Source organism: Modestobacter italicus (assembly GCF_000306785.1).
In the GTDB taxonomy this organism is placed as follows: Bacteria; Actinomycetota; Actinomycetes; order Mycobacteriales; family Geodermatophilaceae; genus Modestobacter; species Modestobacter italicus.
In genome coordinates this window covers 3,707,785-3,732,269 of the sequence record NC_017955.1, presented here as the reverse complement: position 1 = coordinate 3,732,269, position 24,485 = coordinate 3,707,785, and the positions used below count along the sequence as shown (strand labels likewise).

At 69.4% G+C, this 24,485-nt stretch carries 16 protein-coding genes; 12 read left to right on the top strand and 4 right to left on the bottom strand.

What is annotated here, in order from left to right:
• Positions 1-43 precede the first annotated feature (43 nt).
• The 12 genes from MODMU_RS17785 to MODMU_RS17730 all read left to right on the top strand — a co-directional run bounded on the left by MODMU_RS17785 (position 44) and on the right by MODMU_RS17730 (position 11,723).
• Entirely contained in the window at positions 44-790 is a 747-nt protein-coding gene (locus MODMU_RS17785) for a hypothetical protein (RefSeq protein WP_014741721.1), read from the top strand.
• Positions 787-1,077, top strand: coding sequence for a hypothetical protein (locus MODMU_RS17780; RefSeq protein ID WP_014741720.1), 291 nt, complete (start codon positions 787-789; stop codon positions 1,075-1,077). The genes MODMU_RS17785 and MODMU_RS17780 overlap by 4 nt, the downstream gene beginning before the upstream one ends.
• Positions 1,078-1,136: 59 nt before the next feature.
• On the top strand, positions 1,137-1,919 hold the full coding sequence (locus MODMU_RS17775; RefSeq protein WP_231851667.1) for a hypothetical protein: 783 nt from the start codon (positions 1,137-1,139) through the stop codon (positions 1,917-1,919).
• Positions 1,912-3,309 (top strand): type IV secretion system protein, encoded by a 1,398-nt coding sequence (locus MODMU_RS17770; protein ID WP_014741718.1) that lies wholly within the window; start codon positions 1,912-1,914, stop codon positions 3,307-3,309. The genes MODMU_RS17775 and MODMU_RS17770 overlap by 8 nt, the downstream gene beginning before the upstream one ends.
• Positions 3,306-4,835, top strand: a complete 1,530-nt coding sequence (locus MODMU_RS17765; RefSeq protein WP_014741717.1) for an SCO6880 family protein — start codon at positions 3,306-3,308, stop codon at positions 4,833-4,835. Before MODMU_RS17770 ends, MODMU_RS17765 begins: the two co-directional genes overlap by 4 nt.
• A gap of 41 nt (positions 4,836-4,876) precedes the next feature.
• Positions 4,877-6,370, top strand: a complete 1,494-nt coding sequence (locus MODMU_RS17760; RefSeq protein WP_231851665.1) for an ATP-binding protein — start codon at positions 4,877-4,879, stop codon at positions 6,368-6,370.
• Positions 6,371-6,558: 188 nt separating this feature from the next.
• Complete coding sequence (locus tag MODMU_RS17755) at positions 6,559-7,461, top strand: C40 family peptidase (RefSeq protein ID WP_231851664.1); 903 nt, start codon at positions 6,559-6,561, stop codon at positions 7,459-7,461.
• 45 nt (positions 7,462-7,506) lie between these two features.
• Positions 7,507-7,998, top strand: coding sequence for a hypothetical protein (locus tag MODMU_RS17750; protein ID WP_014741714.1), 492 nt, complete (start codon positions 7,507-7,509; stop codon positions 7,996-7,998).
• Between the two features lie 140 nt (positions 7,999-8,138).
• Positions 8,139-8,450: a hypothetical protein gene (locus MODMU_RS17745; RefSeq protein ID WP_014741713.1), complete on the top strand. Its 312-nt coding sequence runs from the start codon at positions 8,139-8,141 to the stop codon at positions 8,448-8,450.
• On the top strand, positions 8,450-9,742 hold the full coding sequence (locus tag MODMU_RS17740) for a hypothetical protein (protein ID WP_014741712.1): 1,293 nt from the start codon (positions 8,450-8,452) through the stop codon (positions 9,740-9,742). Before MODMU_RS17745 ends, MODMU_RS17740 begins: the two co-directional genes overlap by 1 nt.
• Positions 9,739-11,244, top strand: coding sequence for a type IV secretory system conjugative DNA transfer family protein (locus tag MODMU_RS17735; protein ID WP_014741711.1), 1,506 nt, complete (start codon positions 9,739-9,741; stop codon positions 11,242-11,244). The genes MODMU_RS17740 and MODMU_RS17735 overlap by 4 nt, the downstream gene beginning before the upstream one ends.
• Positions 11,229-11,723 (top strand): hypothetical protein, encoded by a 495-nt coding sequence (locus tag MODMU_RS17730; RefSeq protein ID WP_014741710.1) that lies wholly within the window; start codon positions 11,229-11,231, stop codon positions 11,721-11,723. The genes MODMU_RS17735 and MODMU_RS17730 overlap by 16 nt, the downstream gene beginning before the upstream one ends.
• A 65-nt stretch (positions 11,724-11,788) precedes the next feature.
• On the opposite strand, the gene mobF is transcribed toward MODMU_RS17730, so the two are convergent.
• The 4 genes from mobF to MODMU_RS17715 all read right to left on the bottom strand — a co-directional run bounded on the left by mobF (position 11,789) and on the right by MODMU_RS17715 (position 23,965).
• Positions 11,789-17,263, bottom strand: coding sequence for a MobF family relaxase (gene mobF, locus MODMU_RS17725; RefSeq protein WP_014741709.1), 5,475 nt, complete (start codon positions 17,261-17,263; stop codon positions 11,789-11,791).
• A 233-nt stretch (positions 17,264-17,496) separates the two neighbouring features.
• Entirely contained in the window at positions 17,497-19,107 is a 1,611-nt protein-coding gene (locus MODMU_RS17720) for a hypothetical protein (RefSeq protein WP_041795396.1), read from the bottom strand.
• A gap of 488 nt (positions 19,108-19,595) precedes the next feature.
• The gene (locus MODMU_RS28620) at positions 19,596-23,714 is read right to left on the bottom strand and encodes an NACHT domain-containing protein (protein ID WP_014741707.1); all 4,119 of its coding nucleotides are present in this window, start codon (positions 23,712-23,714) and stop codon (positions 19,596-19,598) included.
• A complete protein-coding gene (locus tag MODMU_RS17715) occupies positions 23,711-23,965 on the bottom strand; it encodes a hypothetical protein (RefSeq protein WP_014741706.1) in 255 nt (84 codons plus the stop codon). Before MODMU_RS17715 ends, MODMU_RS28620 begins: the two co-directional genes overlap by 4 nt.
• Between the last annotated feature and the right edge of the window lie 520 nt (positions 23,966-24,485).

Genomic DNA, 24,485 nt, shown 5'->3' with positions numbered 1-24,485 from the left:
GCGCCGGGCACGGTCGCGCAGTGGGGGAGACACCGCGTCTGCAGTGGCCACAGCTCGGGGTGACGGCACCCGAGAATCGGAGCGCGCCCGGGGTGACAAGAGCCGGACGCTGACCGGCTGGGTCACTGTCGCAGCCGCGCACGCCGGGGCGGGCGCCTCCACCGTGGCCCTGGCGATCGCGGATGCGGCAGCCGACACGGGTCGCGGTGTGCACCTGATCGAGGCAGCGCCGCCCTACTGCTCCGGCATGGTCGCCGCCGCCTCGGCAGAGCTGGGCTGCAACGCCGATGACTCATGGCGGCGCGGGCAGCGGGGTGACGTCGTCATCGACCGCCGGGCGACCGACGCGGACATCGAGCGATGGCCGGCGCCCCCTCGTTCTTGTCACGGGGCCACCGTCGTCGACCTCGGGCTCCTCGACGGGCGCTGGAACGAGCTCCCCGACGACCTCCGCTGCACCGTCGTCGTCTGTCGGCCGACCGTGCCAGGAATCCGGCTGACCGAGCACCTGCTCGGACTGCTGGCCGAGCAACCCCTGGCGGTCGCCGCAATCGGTTCTTCCCGCTGGCCGGGTGAGGTGACCGCCGGACTCGGACCTCGGCTCCGTGCCCTGCGGGACGCCGGCCGCGTCGTCGCCGTCCCTCTGGACCGGCACCTCGGCCTCACCGGCCTCACCGCCGACCCGCTGCCCAAGGCGGTCCGCGCGGCCGGTGGCGTGCTCGTCGAGTTGACCGCCACCGGCACGACACAGCCCACCGCCGCCATGCCCTCACGAGGAGCTCACCGATGACCGCACGCTTCGCGGACACCCTGGCGGCGGCCGCTGTCTGCCCCGCTGCTCCACCAGGGGTCCAGGTCTACGCCGACCAGATCCAGTCCTGGGTCAAGTGGGGCGTGCTCGCCATCCTGGGCATCTGCTTCTTCGCCAGCGTCGGGATGCTCATCTGGGGCCGGGTCACCCACCATCCCCGCGGCGCCCGCCTGGGCATGGACGGGATCCTGATCTGCCTGGTCGGCGCGATCCTCTACGTCGTCGGGTACGTCATCGTGCTGTCGATCGTCGGGACCGGCTGCTGATGCGCCGCCGTCGAGCAAACCGCATCCCCGCTGACGCACGGTGGTCGTTGCCCAGGTTGGTGGCGCTCCTCGTCGCGGCGGCCGGCACGGTCCTCCTGCTGATCGCTGGTCTGGTCATTGCCGTCACCCATGCGTTGCACCCCTCCGAAGGCCGCGCGGCCAGCAGGCCGACAACCGATCCGGCGGTGACCACGGCCGCGCCTGACCCGGTGGGCACGACCTCCGCCCGCGAGGCAGAGGAATTGCTGGCCGCCCGACCGATGCCGGCGGTGCCCCTGTCGGCGTCCCGGCCGGGGCACGTCTCGGAGCGCGACCCCGGTCCGCCCATCGTCCTGCCGCCGGCCACCGAGGTCGGTCCCGCTGGGGTGCCCACCGGGTTCCCGCACACGCCGGAAGGGGCCATGGCTCAGTTGGCCGCCATCGACCAGACCGCCATGCAGTCCGGATCGATGAACGGCGCCCGTGCCGTGATCAGCGCCTGGGCAGTGCCCGGTGGACCGTCGACCACCAGCTGGTCCGGGGTCCAGGCGATGCGCACGGTGCTGAGTGCCGCCGGGCTGTCCGGCGGGGGCTCACCGGAGCTGGCGATCGTCTTCACCCCCCTCATGGGACAGATCAAGGGAGTGGTCGGACCCGACTTCGTCGTCCCCTGCGTCGACTTCGAGCTCGACCTGACGCTCAACCAGACCGCTCGGGGAGGGATCGCCGACTGCCAGCGCATGGTCTGGCGGACCGACCGTTGGCTCATCGGGGCCGGCGCTGAACCTGCCGTGCCGCCGTCCGTGTGGCCGGGCACCGACTTGGCCATCGAGGTCGGCTACCGGGACCTCCGTCATGGGTGAGGACGTCGTGGCCGTCGACCTCAACCCGATGAACTGGCTCGGCGACGCCGCGTCGGCGGCGGCCGCCGACGTCTGGAAGTCGGCGATGATCAGCATCTGGTCGGCAGGGCTCTGGCTGCTGACGCTGTCCTTCAAGGTGATCGACGCCTTCACCACACCGGACGTCTCCGCAGAAGGCCCGATGGGGGCGGTACTGCCGACGACGCTGTGGTTCGGTGCGTCGGTCGCCGGGACGATGATGTTCGTCCAGCTGACCGCGGCGCTGATCCGTCGCGATGGGCGGTCACTGGGCCGCGTGGTCATCGGGGTCGCCCAGTTCGGGCTGGTCTGGGTGGGCTACCTCGGTGTGGCCGGCGGCCTGGTGGCTGCCGCGGCGGGGCTCTCCCGCGGCGTCCTGAACGCGATGCTGAACGTGGACAGCCTGTCGGACGTCGACTTGAGCAGCACCTGGCCCCGTGAGGTCGTCGACACCACGGCAGCCACCGTCCTCGGCTTCTCGTCGCTGCTCCTCGTCGTGCCCGCCGCCTTCCTCTACGTCATCGTCATGCTGGTCCGCGAGGCGGCGCTGATCGTCCTCATCGCCACCGCGCCGATCGCCGCCGCCGGGCTGGTCAGCGACAGCACCAAGTCGTGGTTCTGGAAGAGCCTGCGGTGGTTCTTCTCCTGCCTGCTCATCGCCCCCATGGCGGCACTCGTGCTCGGCATCGGGGTGCAGCTGTCGGCCGGGGTGGTCGCCGGCAACGGCGACTCCACCGCCCAGGCGGCGGGCACGGCCGTCATCGGCGCGGTCCTGGTCGCCATCGGTGCGGTGTGCCCGCTGGTGGTCTTCCGGCTCCTCGCCTTCGTGGACCCGGGTAGCTCCTCGGGAGCTGCGTTGCGCCACTCCTGGGGACAGGCGGGTGGCTTGTCCGGCGTCCTGGCCGGCGGTCGGCACCCAGTCGGCAGCGGGGCCGCGTCGCAGAGCAGCGGGGACGGCCGCTCGCACGGGGAGGCCACCGCCGAGAGCCAGTCCGCGGGCCGGCTCGCCTCCGTCCTCGGGACGGTCGGCTCAGTGGCCGCTGCCGGGGTCGGCGCCACGGCTGCCACGGCCCATCGGGCGGTCGACGTCGCCTCGGACGTGCTGGCATCCACCGGGGTCGGGCATCCCGGCTACCGGACGCCGCCGGCCAGCCAGGGCGGACGTCGACCGAGCGGCGGTGGGAACGCCGTCCGCGCAGGCATCGCCGGCACCATGCCACCGCGCGGTGGCGGGCCGGCGTTAGACGGGGGAACCGGGACACCGGCCCTGCCGGTCCCGCCGCTGCCCCCGGGCGGGGGGCTGACGGCCTGGGCGCGGGACGGCGCGGCGTCCGCCGGCCCCGAGGCCGCCGCTGCGGCGGTGGCACTGTGACCCAGCAGGCGGGACCGATCCGCTACGGATCATGGTCGACGGACAGGCCCGCTTGGTTCGGCGGCCTCAGTGGCACGACGTGGGTCGCGATCGGCCTGACCGGGCTGCCACTGCTGCTGGCCGCGGGATCCCACCGCTGGATGACCGCGCTGGGGTGGACCCCGGTCTGGGCGGTGCTCGTCGTCCTGGTGGCCGTGCCCGTCCGCGGCCGCTCTGCCCTCCGCTGGTGCCTCGACTGGGCGCACCACGCGTTCGGGTCCGCCTTGGGGTGGACCGACTGGCAGGCGCACGCGGCAGCGGGCACGGCGGCGGAACTCGAGGAGGCCGACCTGCCGGGAGTGCTGTCCGGGATACGCACCCACGACGGGCCGCCGTTCGGACCGCTCATGGTCCGTCCGGTCGTCGTCTCCGACACCAGGGAGCAGACCTGGGCCGTGGTCGCGCAGATCGCCCATCCCGGCATCGGGCTGTCCGAGGCGCCCGCCCGGGCGAGGATGGGCGCTGGGCTGGCGGAGCTGCTCGAGGCCGCGGCGACCACGGATCTCGTGTCGGTCCTCGCTCTGCAGGTCCGCACGCTGCCCGATGACGGCGCGGAACTCATTGCCTGGCAGCGGGCGCACCTGCGGCCCGACGCCCCGCCGCTGGCCATGGCCGTCACTGCCGAGCTCGCCCAGACGATGAGCCAGGCAGGCGTCCGCCACGAGGCGTTCGTGACGGTCGTCGTCCGGGAGCGTCGGATCAGCCGTCAGGCCAAGGAAGCCGGTGGCGGTGTCGACGGCCGGGCTCGCGTCCTGCACGGGGTGATGGGCGAGATCGAAGCGCGCCTGACCGGACCTGTCGGGTGCACGAGCGTCACCTGGCTCGACGCCGCAGGCCTGGCGGCCGCGATCCGCACCGGCTTCGCCCCGGGCGACCGGGCCGGGCTCACGGCCGCGGAACTGGCCGGGAGCGTCGATCCGCGGGTCGCGGCCGCACTACCGATGGCGGCTGCCGGCCCCAGCGCCGCACCGCCACCCGAGCGCCGTCACTACGTGCACGACGCGTGGCACTCGGCCACGTGCACCGTCCTGCTGCCGGACAAGGGGGCTGTCATGGGCGCACTGGCGCCAGCGCTCGCGCCGACGAACGCGGGGGAGCGGCGGTGCGCCACGGTGTTCTTCGAACCGATCAGCGCGACCAAGGCCGACCGCTTGATCGGCAACGAGTCGATGAGCTCCGAGCTGGCGACGGAGATGCGGCTCCGGGGCGGGTTCCGGGTGCGGGCGGCGCACCGTCGCGACTCGGCGCGGGTCGAAGGACAGGACGCCCGGCTGTCCGAGGGGAGCGCCCTCGTCCGCGTCGCCCTCGCCGTCTCGGTCACGGTCCCGGGCACATGGTCGATCACCGACTACGGGCGTCGTCTGGAGGCGAGCATCACCGGGAGCGGGTTCACGCCGCTCCGACTGGACCTGGCACAGGACTCAGCGTTCGCTGCCGCCTGCATCCCGCTCGGCATCGGGTTGCCTCGTCGTCGGGGTGCACGGTGAGCGGACGGCGCAGCGCCGCGGGCAGGGGAGTGGCCCAGCTGGTGCACGACTTCGGGCACCAGCTGCCTGCGGCGCCCGTGACAGCGCTCCGCTCGATGCAAGTCCTGCCCTTCAGCTCGTCGGTCGGCCGGCGGGGCCGGACCGGGCGGGCAGCGGGCTGGGCGGCCGTTCCCGCACCGCTCGCAGTCTACCGGATGACGTCCGAGCAGGTCGGTGGCGTGTGGCCGCTGATCGCCGGCGGCGGATTGCCGCCCGCCGGCGCGCTCCTGGGCATCGACCACCTCTCCGGCGGCGCCTTTTCGGCTGATCCGATCGGCTGGACGCTGAACGGCGTCGCCGGTGTCACCAACCCGAACATGATCTTCTTTGGCGCACCCGGTCGCGGGAAGTCCGGCACGGTCAAGATGTTCGCGCTGCGGCAGATGGCCTACGGCTACCGGACGTTGGTCCTCGGCGACGTCAAGGACGAGTACGAGCCGCTGTGCCAGGCGCTGCAGGTCGAGCCGCACGCGGTGGGTCACGGCCTCCCCGCTCGCATCAACCCGTTGGACTTCGGCCCACTCGGCAACGACTGGACGCGGTTGCCCGGCGCAGAGGCGCGTCGGCGGGCGGCGATGGTGTTCGCGCGGTGGCTGCTGCTCATCCGCGGTCTGGTCGGGTCGCAGCACGTGCCGTTCGGTCCGACCGCCGAGACGGCGGTCGGGCAGGTGATCCGTGACCTGACCGGCTACGCCGACGGCGCCGACCGGATGCGTGAGATCACCATCCCGCTGCTGTGGCAGGCGCTGCGGGTACCGAGCGACGAACTCGTCGACGCCTGCCGATACGCCAGCACACAGCAGTTCCTCGACGAGACTCGCCCGCTGCGGGACGCCCTGGGGGCACTGGTCACCGGGCACCTGGCTGGGCTGTTCGATGCGCCGACCACCATCGCGGTCGACTGGCAGGCGCCGATCCAGTCGTTGTCCCTGTCACGTCTGGACCCGCTCGGCGACGAGGCCGTGGGAGTGGCGCTGACGTGCCTCAACTCCTGGGGCCGGGCGATGACCCAGCTGGCCGAGCCCGGCGACCTGCGCATCATCATCCGCGACGAGTGCTGGAAGCAGATGCGGCTCGGCGCGGAGGCGGTCAAGTCACTGGACGCCGACCTGCGCCTGTCCCGCAACGACGGGTGCATCCAGGTCGTCGTCGCACACAAGCCCTCAGACATGCTCACCATCGGGGACGCCGGCAGCCAGGCAGTCGCGATCGCCAAGGACCTGCTGCACCTCTGCGCCACCAAGGTGCTGCTCGGCCAGGACGACCAGGTCGGAGACGAGCTCTCCCAACTGCTCGGCCTGAGCCCGATGGCCGAGCGGATCGTCACCGACTGGGCCGCCGCAGCCAGGGGCCGGGCCCTCTGGTTGGTCGGCAACCACGTCGCGAAGGTGCAGACCGTCCGCACGTCGATCGACCTCTCGCTGACCGACACCAACGAAGCGATCACCACGCCGACCAGCGCCGCCCCCGGCGGCAACCAGCGGGGGCAGTGGTGAAGGTCCTGATCGCCGCGATCGCGGTGCCCATGGTGGTCCTGTCCACGGTCCTCCTCCTGCTCGCAGCCGGGACGGCTGACCAGCCACCCGCCATGGATGGCTGCGGGGGAGGAGGCACCGCGCAGACCGTCGGCTCCGTCCGCCTTGACGCCGACCAGATGGGCCATGCCCGGACCATCGTGTCCGTCGTGGCCGGCCGTCAGCTGCCGGTACGAGCGGCGGTCATCGCCGTGGCCACCGCCTACACCGAGTCGAAGCTGCGCAACTCCGCCGTCCAGACCGACCATGACTCCGAAGGACTGTTTCAGCAGCGCATCTCCATCTACACCGAACCGGTGGCCATCGACCCGATTCGGTCCACCAACGCCTTCCTCGACCGGCTGGTCGCGGTACCCGGTTGGTCGGAGCTCCCGCTCGGCGACGCCTCGCACGCCGTCCAGCGCTCGCGCTACCCAGAGCGCGTACAACGCAACGTCAGGCTGGCCCAACAGCTCGTCGGCCAGTTCTGGCCGGCAGCGGCAGCTCCGGCGGTGCTCGCCGCCGCCGACTCGATCTCCGCCCTGGATGCCGGGCCGGCCATCTGTCCCGGCGCCGGGGGCGAGGTTCCCGCTGGCGCCATCGTCGGACCCCGCGGCAACAACGTCGCCGGGACCACCACCATCCCCGCTGGCCTGGTCATCAGCGGGTCGGCCCAGGGCGCGGCCGCCGTCCAGCACGCCCTCGCCCAGCTGGGCAAGCCGTACGTCTGGGCGGCCGCCGGGCCAGATGCCTACGACTGCTCCGGTCTCACCATGGCCGCCTGGGCGGCGGCCGGTGTGGCCTTGCCGCACCAGGCTGCGGCGCAGACCCGTGTCGGCGTACCGGGTCCGCTCGACCTGTCGCAGGCAGTGGCCGGAGACCTGGTGATGATCCCCGGGGCGGACGGCACAGCGGCAGCACCCGGTCACGTCGGCATGGTCGCCGGCTACGTCGACGAGCCCGACGGCCGCCACCTGTACCTCGTTCAGGCCCCGATGACCGGCGTGCCCGTCGAGCTCACCGAGGCCATCCGGTGGAGCGGCCAGGTCGTCGCCGTCCGGCACATCGCGTGAAGGCCGGCGACCGCCATCGACCCGCGCGGAAGAGAGGCATGACTCGTGACCGGACCTGCGCTGCGCCGCCGGGAACCGCAGCCGCTCGGCCGGGGCTGGGAGCTCGGCGTCGTGGTGATCGGCGGGCTCGTCATCGCCATCGCAGCGGCGGCACTCGCCGGACGCGGACTCGCGTCGGCGGTTTGGGGCGGGGGATGGCTGTGGCCGGCCAGCGTCCAGGAGAGCCTGCAGGTGCTGGGCGGACTCCTGCACGGTGCCCCCGGCAGCGGCCTGTCCCCAGAACTCGCCCGCCGAACGGCCGCACCGGGGGTCACCTACGTCTGCATGGCCCTGGCCGAGTCGGCCCTGCTCACGGTCGTCGTCGCGACAGGTGCCCTCATCAGCCGCTACCGGCGACCGGGTGATGCCCGGAGCGGGATGGCCAGCCGCCACGAGGCCGAGCGAGCGCTGGGTCTACGTCAGCTCCGGGACGCCCGAGCCGTCATCCGCCCCGACCGCTACGGGCCGGAAGGCACTCGCCGCCGTGCCGGCGGATGAGCGGGCTGTCAACCGCCCGTCCCCGTCACACCGCGGTCGTCCACAGAAGAGGTCGGCGACCCGGAGCGCCACTCCGGGCCCTAGGAGCGTCGGCGTAGTTCGACCAGGCATCGCATCACGTCATCCCAAGGAGACCCGTCATGTCAGCTGACAACCCCGCCAGCCACGGCCACGAGGCCACCGACGCGCGTGCCGAGGCTGCAGCACTGTTCGCCGCCGTCGCCCGCCACGAGCAGGCACCGACGACCATGCAGCTGCACTGCCTCGCCGCTGCAACGGCCCTCCGCGCACCCACCCGACCCGTGGCGCCGACCATCCGCGGCAGTGAGCCCGACCGCCTCGTCACCCAGGCGCTCCGCATTCTCGGGCAGCTGGACGTGGACGACTTCGCGCGCCCGGACGTACTGGCCGCGGCCCGGCACGGGCGCCGAGCACTGCGTGAGGCGCACTGATGGCCGTGTCGCTGGGGCGACTGCTCGACGACCTCGCTGAGGCAGCGAGCCGCACGCACTCCACCGCGGCCGTCCGTGCCGACGCCGGTACCGCCATCGGACAGCTGGGCCGGGCCCTGGCCGAGCTGGGCCGTGATGGGATCTCCTCGGTTGCCGGCGACCGCCGCGAACAGCAGGTGGCCGGGCTGTCCGCCGCGTGCACCCAGCTCGCCGTCCGTGCGCCGGCCACCGAGTCGGGGCTGGCTCGCGTGGCTGCCGCGGCCGCGGACACCGTCGGGGTCCTCGCCCCGCTCAGCACGGTCGGGGGGCGTTGGGCCACGTCCGTCGCCGTGGCCGAGACCCTCACCCCGCTCACCGCGGTCGTCGAACCGAGCCTGCCGGCCGGCCCGGCGGCGCAGTGGCTCGAGGCGGTGCAGCGCCACTCGGTGCTGGTCCAGCAGACCGCGGCCCTGCAGCCACCCACCAGCACCGACGCCGCGCTGCTCGACCGCCCGGTGGCCGGGCTGCCCGTGAGCTCGTCGTCCGATCCGGCCCTCGTGGTGCCGGACGCTGTCGCCGTCCTGCTGCACAGCACCGCACGCGCGACGCAGCCGCCGTCCGTCGCCGAGGTCCTCGCGTACACGATCTCCGCGGAGACCCTCAGCGACGCGGCGCAACGACTCAGCGATCAGAGGCAGTCACTGGGCGATGAGGCGACCGCTGCGACTGCCTGGCGTGCCGTCCGGACCGCACTCCGTCCGTACGACGACGGAACCCGCCGTCAGCAGGACCACGTCCCCTCAGGAGTGGCCGCCGCAGGTCGCCTCCACAGCGCCCTCAGGAACGTCGACCTGCACGCCGGGCCAGACGGAGAGCGGCTGCGTTCGGCGGTTGCGGCCGGCGCGCAGCACCTACCTACCCTGGCCAGCCAGTTGCTCTACCGCTCCGTGCGGGCATGGGCGGATTCCGGCGCGCTGATCGCCTACGCGCGTGACCTGCCGCCGAGGGACGAGCGGGTGGCCGCCTACCTCCGGGGCTACCGACCCGGCGGCCTCATCCGAGCGGACGCCGTCGACCTGCAGCCGGTCGCCGGGGCCCTGCACAACGCCCGCCTACTGTCCGTCGCCGTCGCAGCGCAGGTCGCTGATGGCTCGCGCCCGACCATCGACTTCCCGCGCCGGGCCTGGGCAGCCAACCGCGAGTTGCTCGAGCGGCCGGAGACCGCCGCTGCACTCGGCGCGGCCACACGGGAGGTCCAGCGTCATCATCAGCTGTCGCGCGATCAGCCGCCGGGACGCGGGCGGGCGCGGTGATCCGACCAGGCAGCGCCCGGCGCTTCGAGCCCACGGATGTCGGCTGGCGGCTCGGCCGCTCGACGACCCCGCGCGGTGTCGAGCTGTGGTGCCGCTACGACCGCACCACCGGCGTCTACGGCGAACAGGGGTCCGGCAAGACGCTCGACCTGCTGGCCCCGGCCCTGCTCGCCCATCGAGGCGCGGCACTGGCGACGCTCACCAAGGTCGATGACCTGCTGCTCACGGCCGGACGGCGTCAGCTGCCCGACCACCCGGGCGGTGCCTCCCGCCCGATCGCGGTGCTGGATCCGTTCGGAGCTGCGCCCGGTATGCCGGAGCTGCGGTGGGATCCGATCGCCGGCTGCGTCGACCCGCAGATCGCCGAGCGGCGGGCCAAGGCGTTCTCGGCCGGCACGGTGAGCGGCGCGGTGACCGGTGGCCGGCAGGACAACGCGGCTCGGTTCTACGCCGCGGAGACGGCGAAGGTGCTGCAGGGCTTCCTGCACGCAGCGGCGCTGACCGGCCGCACCCTTGACCACGTGCTCGAGTGGGTCGCCAACCCGGTGGCAGCTGAGCAGCCGGCCGAGATCCTCCAGCAACACCCGCATGCGGCCCGCTTCTGGGACGGGCTGCTGGCCGGTGCCCTGCACGGCAGCGCGGACACGGTCGGCAACACCGTCACGACGGTGCAGCAGGCGATGGCGCTGTTCTTCCAGCCGGACATTCGTGCCCGCTGCGTGCCGTCGCCCCAACGGCCTGCGACCGACCTGGTCGACCTGATCAACCGACAGGGAACCGTCTACCTGCTCGGCCGCGACGATCCCTACGCCTCGGCGGCGCCGCTGATGACCGCCGTCGCCGAGCACGTCCTCGATACGGCGCTCAGCGTCGCAACGACGTCGGCGCACGGCCGGATGACGCCGTGCTTTCTTGCCTGCCTGGACGAGCTGCCGTCGACGACGCCGCTGCCCACCCTGCGAGTGCGCATGGCCAACGAGCGGGCTCTCGGTCTGTCGTTCATCTACGCCACGCAGACCTGGAAGCAGATGGTCGTCTCGTACGGAGAGGACGAGGCCCGCTCGCTGTTCGGGCTCACCAACACGCTGGTCGTCTTCGGCGGGGGCAAGGACGTCCACTTCTACCGGGAGCTGTCCGAGCTCCTGGACGACGTGCGGATCAGCCGGCAGACCGTCACCGACGGCCCTGGCGGCGTCGGCACGTCACGGTCCGGGGAGGACGTGCGGGTGCTGCGTCCCGGGGACATCCGTCGGGTGCCCGAGCGGCACGCCCTGGTGGTGGCCGGCACCGCGCCACCCATCGTCGCCCGGCTGCGACGCTGCCTGGACGGCAAGGACGGCGCGCGGCTCAAAGCAGAGATGGATGCCGCCCGGGCCGACGTCGCGGCCGCCCGCATCGAACAGGTCGACCTGTCCGTGCGAACAGCGGCAGCGGTGGCCTACGCGCGTGACCACCGGCTGGACCCCGGACGGGACGACCCGGCGGCATGGGGGTCCTGGTGATCCTGCTGCCCTTTCCCACCCCACCGCTGATCGTGCTCGGAGCGCTCGAACTGCTGGCAGAGGACCGCCGCCGGGAGCCGGGGCGCTCAGCGAGGTCAGGAGTTGCGGCAGACATCGAGCGGCCGTGGGAACCGGCCGGGTGCAGCAGCGAGCTGGGCGCTGCGATGTGGGACTGGTGCGGTGACGTCGCTGCTTGGATCAACCACGAGTACGCCTGGCGACCCGCGGCCATGGTCCCGGCCTGCTGGCGCAGCCACCCGCACATCGCCCGCGAGCTGCCCGTGCTGACGGTGCTGCGTTGGCAGGCGGAGCTCGCGACTGGACCTGAGCTGGTCGAGGAGTGGAACCGCTACGCCTTCCCGATGTTCTGCGACCGCATGGTCGGGCGTCTCGGGGAGAGCACCTGCCGGACCGGCCGGCACCAAGCCTGGCCTGCGGAGAGCCGGTACGTTGCCTTCCTCGGCACCGCTGGCTCCTGACCCCTTCCCGAAGGTCCTTCCGGGCTGAGGCTGACGGGACCCCGCCGTCGCCCGACACCGCTGAGCTACCGCTGCAGTGGTGCTCCCATGGGAGCCAGGATCCGTGGGCCAGCCGCGGCAAGTGCCTCGCGGTCGCTGACCGCCAGCGCCCTGTTCGCAGTCGACCTCGGCAGCCAACCCGCAGGTGCGGTGGCGGCGCCGGTGCTGGCCGTTCCGTCGTCCGGGCTGGCGAGGTCATTACGCGAGGCCGCGTCCATGACCTCGGCGGCGGCGATGTCGGGGGCGATGCCTGTGCGCACGATGACGTCCACCAGGTGAGCTGGCCAGCTGGACGGCGGCAGTGCGGCGATGACCGCGGCCGCCTGGCGGGTGGCCAAGACCTGCCCCTCGACTGTGTCCAAGCGATCCGCGAAGTCGTCGACGCGTGCTCGGACGATGGACGCAGCGAGTGATGCCGATGAGTCAAGTGCGCGACGCAACGCCTCGGGCCCGGCCATCTCCAGGACCTCAGCGGGGTCCTTGCCGGCGGGGCTGACCAGCTGACCGGGATCGTCACCGCGAGCGGTGAGTCGCCAGAAGGCTCCTTCAGCAGCTAGCCGACCAGCGCGGTCCGCGTCGGTGGCGACGATGACGCCGCGTCGTCCCGGCTGGATGTGAGGACGTAGGAGGTCGGCCTGCGCGTCGGTGAATGACGTGCCCAACGGCGCGATGCCGACGTAGGCGCCTCGGCCTGCCAGTGTCACGGCGAGCACGTCGAGTGGGCCCTCGACCAGAACCGGCGTGGCGCCGGCGGCCAAGGCTGGCATCGCCTCGGTGAGGCCGTACATCTCGTTGCCCTTGGTGAAGAGCTCCGTCTGCGCGGTGTTGAGGTATTTGGGAGATCCGTGTCCTCGGTCGTCGTCGCGGGCGGGGTTGCGGCGGCCGATCCAGCCGCGGATCCCGTCGCCGCCGCGGATCGCGAAGACGAGGCGGTCCCGGAACCGGTCGATCACCCGACCGGTCGACGCGTAGCTGCCCAGCCCGGCCGCGACGATCTCGGCGTCAGTGGCACCTAGCTGTCGCAGATGGTCGGTCAACGCCGTCCAGTTGGCCGGCGCATAGCCGATGGTGAACCCCTCGAGAGCGTCCACGTTTCCGGTCTTATCCATGCCGAGACGTCGAGCCAGATAGCCCGGGGCCCAGGCGTCGCGGAAGTGGGAGGTGAAGAAGACGGCGGCCTGCTCATTGAGTTCGAGCAATCGAACGCGGCCAGGCTGTGCTTCGCCGTCGTCGTCGGCAAGGCTCCGCAGGGGATCGAGCGTCGGCTCAGGCGCTGGCTCGGTCTCGTCTGGTTCGGTCAGGCCGATCGACCAGTCCGGGACGTCGTCCGTCGTCGACTGCTCCTTACTGATGCGGCGGTCTGACTCGAGGAGCTGGCCGATGCGCCACGCGATGGCAATGGCCAGCTCTTCAGGGCGCAGCTCCTCGTCGTCGGGTTGACCGCTCCGCAACAGGTCGAATGCTGTGGACAACAGGTCGGCTGGCTGCCAGCCGGCGTCGCGGCCTCGTTCGACGGCGGCGATGAGGCCGGGCCACGCAGGATCGGCGGCCACCCGGTTGGCGGCTGTTGCCCCGAGGACGTCGATCAGGTCCGAAGTCCAGCTCGGTCGCAGCGACCGCGCGGATGGCTGCGTGGCGGTCGCAGCAGCGGGGGAGAGGTGGGCGGACACGCGCCACCAAAGCGCGGCTGCCGGCTGCTCGTCGGGTAGCCGTTGGCCGCCGGCGGCGCGGAGGACTGCGGCGACGTCGACACCGGCGCGTTCGGCGATGCTCAACCGGTCGGCGAGCAACGGCCAGTACGGGTCGGATGCAACCCGCGGGTCAAGGCCGTCGACCAGAGGTCGCCACCGTGCGGTGGCCGAACCCGCCTCACCGACCAATTGCGCGGCGCGGGCATCGAGCGTGCGCTGCACCCGGGCGTCGACCGCTGCACGTTGCGCCGGGCCGGTGGGCCGCAGATCCCCGTGGTCGACACCGTGGGCGGCCCGCCAGACAGCGAGGTCCGCGACCAGTGCAACGTCCCGATCGAGGAACGGCCGGGCCCAGGTCGGTGCACTCACCGGCGTCCAGGAGCGCGCCTGCTCCGACACCTCGTCGGCCAGCGCCGCGACCTCGCGCTGGCGCTCGTCGAGGTAGGGACCCCATTCACTGTTGGCCGCCAGCGTCTGTGGCACACCGGGCAGCCACGGCAGCGGTGCAACCTCGGTCGAGCTGAGGCTCCCAGGGTCGATGCGCCAGTCCAGGACCGCGGCGACGTCCCGCGCGTCCTCCAGCCCTCGCGGCGACCTCAGTGCCCCATGAAGTAGTGCGGCGGGGTCGTGGCCGGCGAGGGCGCACAGCGCCAGACGCCCGCGCAGCGCGGGGTAGGCGTCGTGCAGGGTCAGGCCGCTGACCGCCGCCTCGCTGGCCGAGTCGATGGCTTCGACCGCGGCTCGACCGAGTTGCTGCTCCGCCGCGGTGGTGAGGGCGTGGTGGTAGCAGTCGCTGCTCTTGCCGAGTCGGGCGGCTGGGTCGGCGAGCGTCCGAGCCCAGCTTCCTGCGGAGATCGACGCGTCGTCACGGTCGAGGACACGGCCGAGCAGCTCGACGGCGGTGGGCGGGAGCAGCGCATCGCGGGTGATGGCGCTGTGCGGGTCGCCGTCCCCTGCCACGGCCAGGAAGACGTGGTTCTCGTGTCGACCGCGGGTCATTGCTACGTACAGCTGCTGGCGCGACTCCACGCCGGTGGCGAGGACGTAGGACCTGTCCGCGGTAACGCCTTGCGCGGCGTGCACGGTCGTCGCGTAGCCGAGGGCGACGTGTCTGTGCACGTAGTCGGCCGGCAGGGTGACCTGCCTCCCGGTGCGCTCGTCGACGACGTCGATGGCGCCGGATGGATCGACGGCGGCGACGGTCCAGCGGTCGCCGTTCTTCACCCAGTCGGTCGCGGACGTCTGCAGCCTGCGCCTGTTCCGGCGCGTGAAGATCACGTCGCCGACCGAGGCGCGCGAGCCGTCGACCAGCGTGACCTCTGGTCCGCTGGGTTGTCCCTCCCTGGCCAGACGGTCGTGGCGCGCGCGGGTGTTCAGCTCAGCGGCCAGGCCGCGAGTGGGCGCGAGCAGGATGGCATCGCGGCCGGCTGCCCGGTCGGCCGCCCAGACGGAGTAGGCGTCCTCGGTGACCGTGCTGACGTCGCCGACGTGGATGCGGCCGTGGTCGACGTAGTAGGCGAGTGCGGCGGGATCGCCTTCCCTCAGCGCCAGGGAGGCTGCTCCTTCGGCGGGGTTGGCCTCGCCGGTATCCGGATGAGTGAACCGGACGACCTGGGTGAGGGTGACGGCGCCATATCGGGTGGCCAGGTCGCGCAGGAGGCCGCCGGCGCCGATGGCGGCAAGTTGGCGGTCGTCGCCGATGAGCCGCACGGAGCCGCCGGCACCGGTGACGAACTCGACCACGCTGGCGAGGTCGGCAGTGCCGGCCATACCGGCCTCGTCGATGACGACGAGCGTCTCAGGACCCATGGTGTCCATCCAGGGAAGGACGTCATGCCCGGTGCTCAGCGCGTGAACGAGCTTGGCGAGGGTGTCGGTGGTCGTGCCCAGCTGGTCGCGGAGCACTGAGCTCGCCGCGGCGGACGGAGCTAGTCCGATGATGTCTCCGCCGCCCGCCCGCCAGGCCGCTGCCAGGACGCTCAGCGCCGTCGTCTTCCCTGTGCCGGCGGGTGCCAGCGCGAGCTGGACTCGCGCACCCGACGTGGCCAGCTCTCGGACCAGCTGCTCCTGCCCGGCATTCAACGTCACCCCGTTGGCGACAGACTCCAAGAGTGCGAGATCGACGGATGACGGCGGGGTGACACGTCCATCCCGCCGGTCGGCGGCCGCAATCACGGATTGCTCGGCGGCGAGGACGGTGCTGGAGGTGTAGATCGCCGAGCCGGCCACGGTGTAGACCGACGAGCCGTCCGGCCGACGGAGGGCGCTCGGTTCGGTGGCCCTGCTGGGCTTGTCGAGCCGAGTCGACAGCGGGGGTGACAACGCTGCCCCGACGAGTGCATCGACGGTGCGGTTTAGATCTTCCAACCGAATTCCGACGGTGCGGACGTGGCGCTCGGCTTCTGCTCGGACGTTGCTCTCCAGCCATGTCGCTCGAGTGGAGGAGACCGTCGAGATCACCTGCGTGGCCGTCTGGAGCACCCAGGCGTTTGAGGGTCGGAAGGCCGGCGCGCCCGCGGTGGCCTGGTCCAGCACTCGGGCCAGGTAGCTACGCAGTTGTCTTTCCCCGCCCAGCACGGCGAGTGCCTCCGCGCGCCAGGTGGACCGCTGCTCGGCTCGGGACCGAGCCTCGTGCTTGGCCCGCCGCGTCTCCAGGTTGGCCTGCTGTGCCAGCGCGATTGCCTCGACGGCCGTCGGTGGTCGCCCGTGGTCGGTCTGGAAGCGAGTCGAGAGCACCGCCCGCCGAGCGTCGATCGCTGCGCGCCGCGACGACCAGAGGCGGGGGAGTGGCCCGTCAACGCCGACGATCTCGCGGACCGGCCGCTTACCGGCATCAGTGCCGGGGCGCTCGCCAAAGCGCACTCCCAGACGCTCCACCAGGAACGCTTCAAGTCGGGTGTTGTAGCGCTCGGAGGCAGCGACGTTGTTCTTGTAGAGCGGCCGCCCGTCGAGAGCGAGCCAGCGACCGTCGAGGGTCTGCACCTTGTTGCTGATTGCGACGTGCGTGTGCAGGTCCGGGTCGCCGGCGCGGGAGTCGCGGTGCGTGAAGGCTGCAGCGATCAGCCCTCGCACGTTGACCTGGGCGACCCCGTGGCGGCCGGTGCGGGTGTAGGTCGCGTGGTCTTCCAACCAGCTCAGGGTGTCGGCGACGGCATCGTCGTGTGCCTTCTCGATGACCCTGGCGATGCCGCGTGGCGCGATTGCCCAGAGCGTCGAGACGCTCTTCACCGGGCTGAAGGTCAGGTCGTATCCGGCAACGGCTGTTGTCGACTGGCGGGAGATGCGGGCGAGATGGCCGGACAGCTCACGTGCGTCGGCAGGAGCACGGCCGTACAGCTCGGCGAACATGGCGCGGGCAGCCTCGGTGCGGACGGCGGCCCGCTCCTTCTCCGGGACTGAAGCGGCGGCGTCCAGCCCACGAGAGGCGTTGTACTCGCGAAATTTGCTCGCGCAGCGCCGCCGAAACTCATTGCCTTGCTCGAAGACCAGGTACGGCCGGCCGAGTCTGCTGGCCTGATCGACGCGCTCCGCGTCCATGCCCGCAGCGCGTGCGGCCTGCTCTATTTGGACGGCGTTGGGGTGACGTCCCCGGCCGAACAGCGCGACCATCTGCGCCTCGGTGACCTGCTTCCCGACGGGGAAGTCCGGCACACCGGCAAGCCCGCGACACATCCACGTTCCCGGAGACTCGCCCTTCTCGTTGTAGTAGTCCCCGAGGCCTCGGCCGCTGCTCCCGGCGGCGTCCTGCGCAGCCACCTGGCGCGTCAGATACGTGTACCCGTTCCCTGCCGTGAGCTTGTGCAGCGTCATCACGCTCTGACGCTAGGAAGCCCTGTCCCACATCAAGATCATCCGAAGTGCATGAGGTGTGATGCCGCTCGATCTTGGAGTCTCCAGTGCTGCTCGGCCAGGTTGGGTCTTCCGCATAGACGGTTCGCGGGCGATGCCTCGCGGGAGAGCCGGCTCAGGCCTCGACCTTCCCGGTGTCCCAAAGGCGGTTCTTGAGCTTCGTCCGTCTGGATTAGCGACAGGTGCGGAGTTCGTTAGGAGGCGTCGCCGGACCCGCCGGGCGCTGCTCCGCGGTCGTCGTGGGGACTGGTAGTCCGCTCGCGCCGCAACGGGGTGGCTCGCGCGTTCCACGCCCGGTTCATCAGCGCTTCGATTGCTCGGTTGGCCTGGTCGTCGTTGATACGGATGACCTTGCGGTACGCCTCGCCTAGTTCGGTGCTGAACTGGTCCACCCACGCCGAGCACTCCACTGAGACCATGAAGATGAGCGCGGAAAGGGCGTGGCTTCGACCGGTGAACCGCGCGAGCTCGTCCTGCGGATCGGATTGCAGCGCGACGAGCGCGTCGCGGGCGAGAGACCAGTCCGCGCTGGTCGAACCGTGCGCGAACTCCCCGAGGGCTCTGTTCATCAGGCCGAGGCGCCGCCAGCCGGAGCCTTCGATCCAGTCTCGTGGAGTGGCGTTCTGGGTGGCTTCAATCCTGGTCGCCCGTTCCGGCTTCACCCGCCAGGTCCGAGCGCGCGCGAGCTGTTCAATCACGCACCGCAGGCATCCCATCGCTCGGTCGTCGTCCTCAAGCCACAGCCAGTGCGCTGACCGTAGTGCCGAGGCGCAGACCGCAAATGCGTCTGCAGCCAGCGGCGCGGTGTTGCGCTCGCGCAGCCAGACCGCAAGCATCGCGGCCATTTCACCGGAAAGGACCGCCTCGGTTCCCAACTCTTCGATGCCGTGCTCGCCAAAGCGCTCACCAAGAAGCTCCCGCTCATGCTCGAACGCCCTCCTCGCGGTGATGAGCGCGCGGAAGCGTTGCTGACCGAACGCGAACAGCGGCCACGTCTCGGATGGGTACTCGGGATCTTGACCGTGGCGCAGCGCGTGCATGCTCTTGGCGTGGCCGGTGGCTAGCGCCCCGAGCTGTCCTTCCAGACCAGCGAAGTGGCTCGGGATGAGGGGGACGACGGTTGCGGCGACGTCGGGGGTCCAGCTGTGGGCGGGCTCGATGAGCCGGATGGCCGCGGCGGTCTCAGCGAGCACCGGCCAGTCCTTCTCTTCGGCCGCGGTGGCAAGGCAGTTGCGCAGCTGGGTCAAGCTGACGAGCTGAGCGTCAGTGAGGGTATCCATCAACCGAAGTTGGTCGCCGGTTGGGAGTGCGGTGACGTCGGCGACGTCGAGCCAGACCAGGGGCATGAGCGGTCCACGGCCGTGCAACACCTCGCTGAGGTCGGCGAACAGTGCACCCACGCTCGAGGAGCGCGGGATCAGGGATACGCCTGGCGAAGTCCACAGGCGCGTCAGCCACGCGGCAGTGTCTTCGCCCTGGATCTGGGCGAGAGCGCTGTTGAACCGCAGGTTCGACGACCATCGCTCCAGTTGCGTGCGGGAAAGGACCGCCGCGCCAACCGGCTGAATCGCTAGCATGAGCCGGACCGCGGCCGCGACGCTGTCCAACCCCCACGCCAGATGATCGGGCCACGTGCCGCCGCTGTGGGACGGCCACCGCCCCGGATGGGCGCCGAGCTCTTGGGCCACGAGCTGCATCGGCAAGTAGCCCGACAGCGCCGGAAAGGCGCACTGTTGCAGGACTTCGGCGGCCTCATGTAGGCGCTGCATGCGCTGGTTGTGTCGCGAGATGAGCGCCTCTGCCACGCCGTCGTACCCGCGGTCAGCCAGCGCGGCGCTGAACCCATCAACGGTCGGCGGGACTTGACGGCCACGTCGCTCGGCACGGTCGGCGCCCTTGCGCGCGGCCCGTGCGGCGGCCCTGCGGGCGGTCCGCGGCCTGGTGCTTCGCCGCGTGGCACGTCCTGTCGACATTCGCCTGTCCCGTCGTACGTCGGTCTGTCCGTTTGGACTTTCCATTCCCCGGCTCACCCGTCGACCGCCAGGGTCACCAACTGCCTCGGCTGATGCCCCCAGCCCTGACCCGGCCGAAGGGCTTACTCCCCCATAGTGGGCCGCTTAAGGCCAGTCGACGACCTATCTTGCGGCCGGTACCGCGACAGGTCACAACGAGTCCCGGCACCTGAGATCAGGACATCGATGTACTCCTGGAGGTTTCCAAGGCCTTGAGCTATCGGCGCTCGCACCCGTCAAGTCGGCTTCTCGGCTGAGCCGGTCAGCAACTTCATGTCGATCTACGCCGGTCCAGCGCCGCTTCCATCCAAAGGGCCTGTCCACTCACTATTGTCCTCAGTCTCGGTTCGTAATGGTTCGGATTGATAGCCGGCGGTGACGTCGAGGGACGCAATCTGGCTCATGGTGCACCAGATACTCCTAGCTCGGTGGCTCACATCCCTAATTGACTGCTTCTCGCCAAGCGTTCCGATGACGAGACTTAGGCCCAAAGCTTCCAAACGAGCCAGTAGCCACGTCTCATCACATAGCAAAGCCGAGTGCTCGCCAGCGAACAGTTCTGATCTGGACCGTATCGCGCAGGCTATAACCTCTCCTCGGAAAGTCCACACGGCCCTAGTTCCATCCCACTCGGCACCTACCATCAGTAGGTCTATGAGTTTGTGTACGTCAACACTTTCATCTATGGAGCAGTCGAGGACGTTTCCCTCCCAGAGATACTGTTCCACGGCCGGCAACACATTGATGGCATCACCGGGTCCCCGGTCTATGGGCTCCCAGGTCGCTGTAGCGAGGGGGTCAAGATTGATCGGCGACCACGAAGCCTCGCCGAAGTATCGAGACGTTGTGGCACGGCGTTCAGGCATCCACCTGCCTCGCAACGAACGCAACCTCAGCGTCTCCAGCGCGTCATGCATCTCGTCGCTCTTGACCAGCCACGAGGTGGTGATGAGCCACTGTCGGCGATCCCAGGCAGTTCCGTCACCAGCAGCCGGCCTGCCCCACGAGCTATACCGATACAGGGCTATCTGCTTTCGTCCGCCTGGTCCATCCATTCGCACGGGGCCTTGGGGCCAGTCTTCCTCGGCACTCACCCACGAGCGTTCGTCGATTTCCACGTCGAGCTGAGGATCGCACCCTAACCATGTGGGCTCATGCACTACGTCTAGCTCAACTTTGCGGCCATCGGGTGCCGACTTCGAGGGAGGCAGTCCAGGGTCGATGTCTCGGCCCATCCACTCCCAAGGGCCTTGAAACGACCCCGGATCGGTTGACCACCGAGACCCGAAGTGATAGTTGTCAGCTAGCCGGGCAAGTAGCTCGTGCAATGCGATCCACTGGTACTTCTTACCGAATCTTTCAGACTTATGACCCTCGCGGCCCCGGTGCGCATGGGCATGGCCTTCGAATGCTTCGAAAGCCTCAGCTGTCCAGCCCAGCGAGACGGCCCGCTGAGCTATCCACCTTCCAGCCCAATCGGCACTCACGACATCCTCTCGCGACGTGGGCCGCGGGCCAGTCAGAGGGGCCCAGCTAAAGGTACCGACGTCTGAGCGCACCACATACTTGTTAAAATCGCCCCACTCGCTAAGGCAAGAACGCATAATCGCTGCGGCTTCCCGTGGGTTACCCTGTTCCGCGCGCTGATGTCGCTCCATGAGCGCTTCGGCCGTGTCTGGTTCCGACGGCGGGTCAGCTTGATACGGCGGGTCAAATCCTCGCGCGCGCTCCTGGTCTATGGCGCCCCGGTGTGCGAGCGCATACGCTGACCCCCTTAGGCTGTCTCGGGCCAAAACATCGACCGGTAGGCCGATGGCACGCCAAGAAATCAACGACTCGATGATGGCCGCATCGCTGGTGGACGGGCATCCCCTAAGTAGACATCCGAACACTAGGGCCCCCAGGCGCTGGACAACGTAGGCATCGTTGTTCGAACGGAAGGCGTCAATCAGGTCGGAGAGCATTTCCGGGTGAACGGTTCCCAGGTTCACGAGAGCTCGCAAACTAACGTCGCGCAAGCTTCTGTTCGGTGACGACTCCAGCCACAGCAGCATCTTCGCGGACAGGCGAATGTGTTCGGAATCTCTATCCGCGGCGGTCGCCGATGCCCAATCCAAGAGGCGACCGAAGGCGTCAGATTCTTCGAGAACGAAGTAGGTCATGACACCAAAGCTTGCGTCACGGTCGGCCATCGTCAGTTTCGCGAGAGCTTCATGCAGCCAGTCTGCATTCGCCGCGTGCCCCGGCCTGACACTCAAAGCTACGAACACGTCGCCCGCGATATTACTAAGTTCGTCAGGCGCCGCAGGGGCGTGTAGGTACGCCTCCAGCAGGGAAAGTGCTCGCTGGGAAAAGGCCGCCCGGGATCGCTCCGCAAAACTTCGGAGCGTGTACTCCCGCAACTCTGACGCACGGTTTCGACTTGACGCCTCCGGCAGAACGTCCTGGAGTTCTCTTGCGTACAGCTCGGGGAGAAGGGTTGCTGCGGGTCTCCAAAGGTCATGCCGTGATCCAAGGACGTCAGCTAGCTGCTCCGTAGTCGGCGTATCCGTTTCCAATCGCTCGAGGAGGCGTCGACAAAGGACGAACTCAGAGAAGGCCTGGAACGGCAGGCTGACGGCCTCTGCTCCGTCATACCGTGGTCGGATTTCGAGTAAGCCCATGCTCACGAGGCTTGCAAAAAGAGTCTTCGGCCAAAGAGTCCGCTCTGGAAGTAGAGCGTCGACTAGAGGTTCTATGCGGGTGCGGTCGACGAAGCGCGCCCTGTCCGATAGGAGCAAATCACACACGACGTTCAGACCCTCCCGCACGACCTGCAGGCGGGCAGGGCTGAGCTCCAGCTTGTCGCCGATGTCCTCTAGACGCATTTCAACGAAGGCGCCAAATATCTCGGAGCGTGAAGCGCCCGTGCGCTGCAAGCGGGGATTACGCGCCTGAACCTCGCAATAGAGCTTCAGGAGCAAGGGATTGTCGAAGGCTGTGTCCACAGAGAAGTGTTCAGGCGCCGCGATCTTATAGTGCCTGGCATAGTTATGTATGGCCTCGCGCTCGTTCCCGCGAAAGCCGCGATGGCGAAGGAGCGGAAAGTCGCGTGGAGGGGCGATCAACTTCCTGTAGTCAGTGCGCCAGGTCACGAGCAGTGACAAATTTTCGTGCGTGGACATCGCCGCGCGGAGTGACGGCAGGTCCGTGCGCCAGCGCCTGGCGTCCTGGCTTTCATTTAAGCCATCGATGACGATCAGGCCTTGTGTTCCGGAAGCTTCCGCGCGAGCACTTAGAGCGGACAGGAAAACATCCAGGGATACGTCAGAACGAAGTTGCTCCTTGATGGCAGCCCACCAACCGCTTGCGGTGACCGCCTCGCCCATGATCGTAATGACGGGCTGCCCTTGCTGTAGCAGTTGCTCAGCAAAGTGTAGGACGGCGTGAGTCTTACCTTGTCCGGCCTCGCCATGGAGTCCCAACTCTCGCGACTCGGCGGCCAGAGATGCGGCGTTGGCTAGGTGGTCCTCGGCAGCATTCAGTGATTGCTCGAGTCGCTTTTGCGCAAGGTCGGCTGAGTACCTGAGGGGAGAATGGTTCTTAGTTGGCAGTGGTTCAAGTGCGTTACGGATATGGCTGAGTGACTGCCGAAGATGCGGAGCCCACGCATGCACTGGACGACTGTCCGATACTAGGCTCCTGATGCTGCCGTCGAGGTCGGCTATCAAATCTGAACGAGATGACCAGCTAGCTGTCTTCATCGCCGCAGACAGGCGCACTAAGCGAGCCTGCGTCTCCGCGATGTAGCTGTTCGAGACCGCTAGACCCTGCAGAGTGTTCTCGACGTCTGTGTCCGTGTGAGCCTCGGGCGTGTACCGCTCGCCAGCGACTTGCCTGGCGACGGCCACGAGACTGGTCATCCAAGCGCTCGAAATTTCAGCATCTCCGAACCAGAATGCCCGGCGCCCTGCATGCTCGGCCTTTGACAACTCTGCGAGGACGTCGCCCCCGCGGATGATACGAAAGTCGAGCCTGTCTGCTCCTTCAATGGTGGACTTCCAGCGTGCCACGGCGTCCGTCCATCGATCCTGGTCCGACTTCGTCTTGCCCGCAGTGTCTGTGAAGTCGAAGGGGACAACAAAGGTGAGAACGGTCATGTCGGGGCGATCCGTGGCTACCGTCCGGACGCTCCGCCCCATGTCGCCGATCGCTCTCGAAAGGTTCTCGTAGAATTTGCCTTGAAAGCCCTCGTGGTGGCCGTCGCTGTACAGTTCGTACCACTCAACGCCCCCGTCCGGCGCCTTAGTCTTGCGAGTCTCGGTGACGCCTACATTGCGTGGTCGGACCTGATAAGACAGTTCCTCCCACGACTTGGCGCTGGAGCCCTCGTAAGGAAGGATCTCTAAGAGACTAATCATGATGACTCTGTACCAATGTTCGCGCGGGTCAGGTCGTGGATTGGCGTGGGGCCGGGATCGCAGCCAGGGTCTAACAGCGTGGACCAGATCGACTCGATCGACCTGGCGGCGGCCATCTGAGTGACCGCGACCTGCAGGATCCGGTCACTGGCAGCGCAGACCGGAGGCTCACCGTCCACGACCGCATAGCCGTACCGATAGCGGTGTGCGATCTCGGCGGGCAGGACCGCTGAGGAGAGGACCTCGGTCATGACCCGGAAGGTAGTTCCGGTCAGTGATCGTTCCGTGTTCCTGTCTAGCGTGTCGTGATGCCTAAGAACGGAGTGCACCCACCGGTCGGCGAGGGGCATCGGCAGGTGGCAGGGGCAGCCCTCCGCTTCAAGGAGAGGGTTGGGCGCAACAGGCGAGCGCCGGCGCCAACGGTCCAGGTACGGTCTGGCATCACCTGTCACCTGCCCTGCGGCGGCGGTCGCCCGACCACCCCGATGAGTAGGCGACGTAACCCATCCGTGGTCACGGCGGACCCCGTCGGGGGCCGATCAGGGGCCGGGACCAGCCCGGATTCAGGCTGGCGCCGTGACCAATTGTGACCTGTTCATCGGTATGCAGGGGTCATGAAGGGGTTCAAACGACCGCTTCATAGGCTCCTCCACAGCTTCTCCGCAACGCCTGAGGGGCGGGTCACCTGCGGAATCGCGTGAAGCGGGTGACCGGGATTGAACCGGCATGGCCAGCATGGAACCCGGTGCGAGGCCTCAGGAGCTCCGGGGC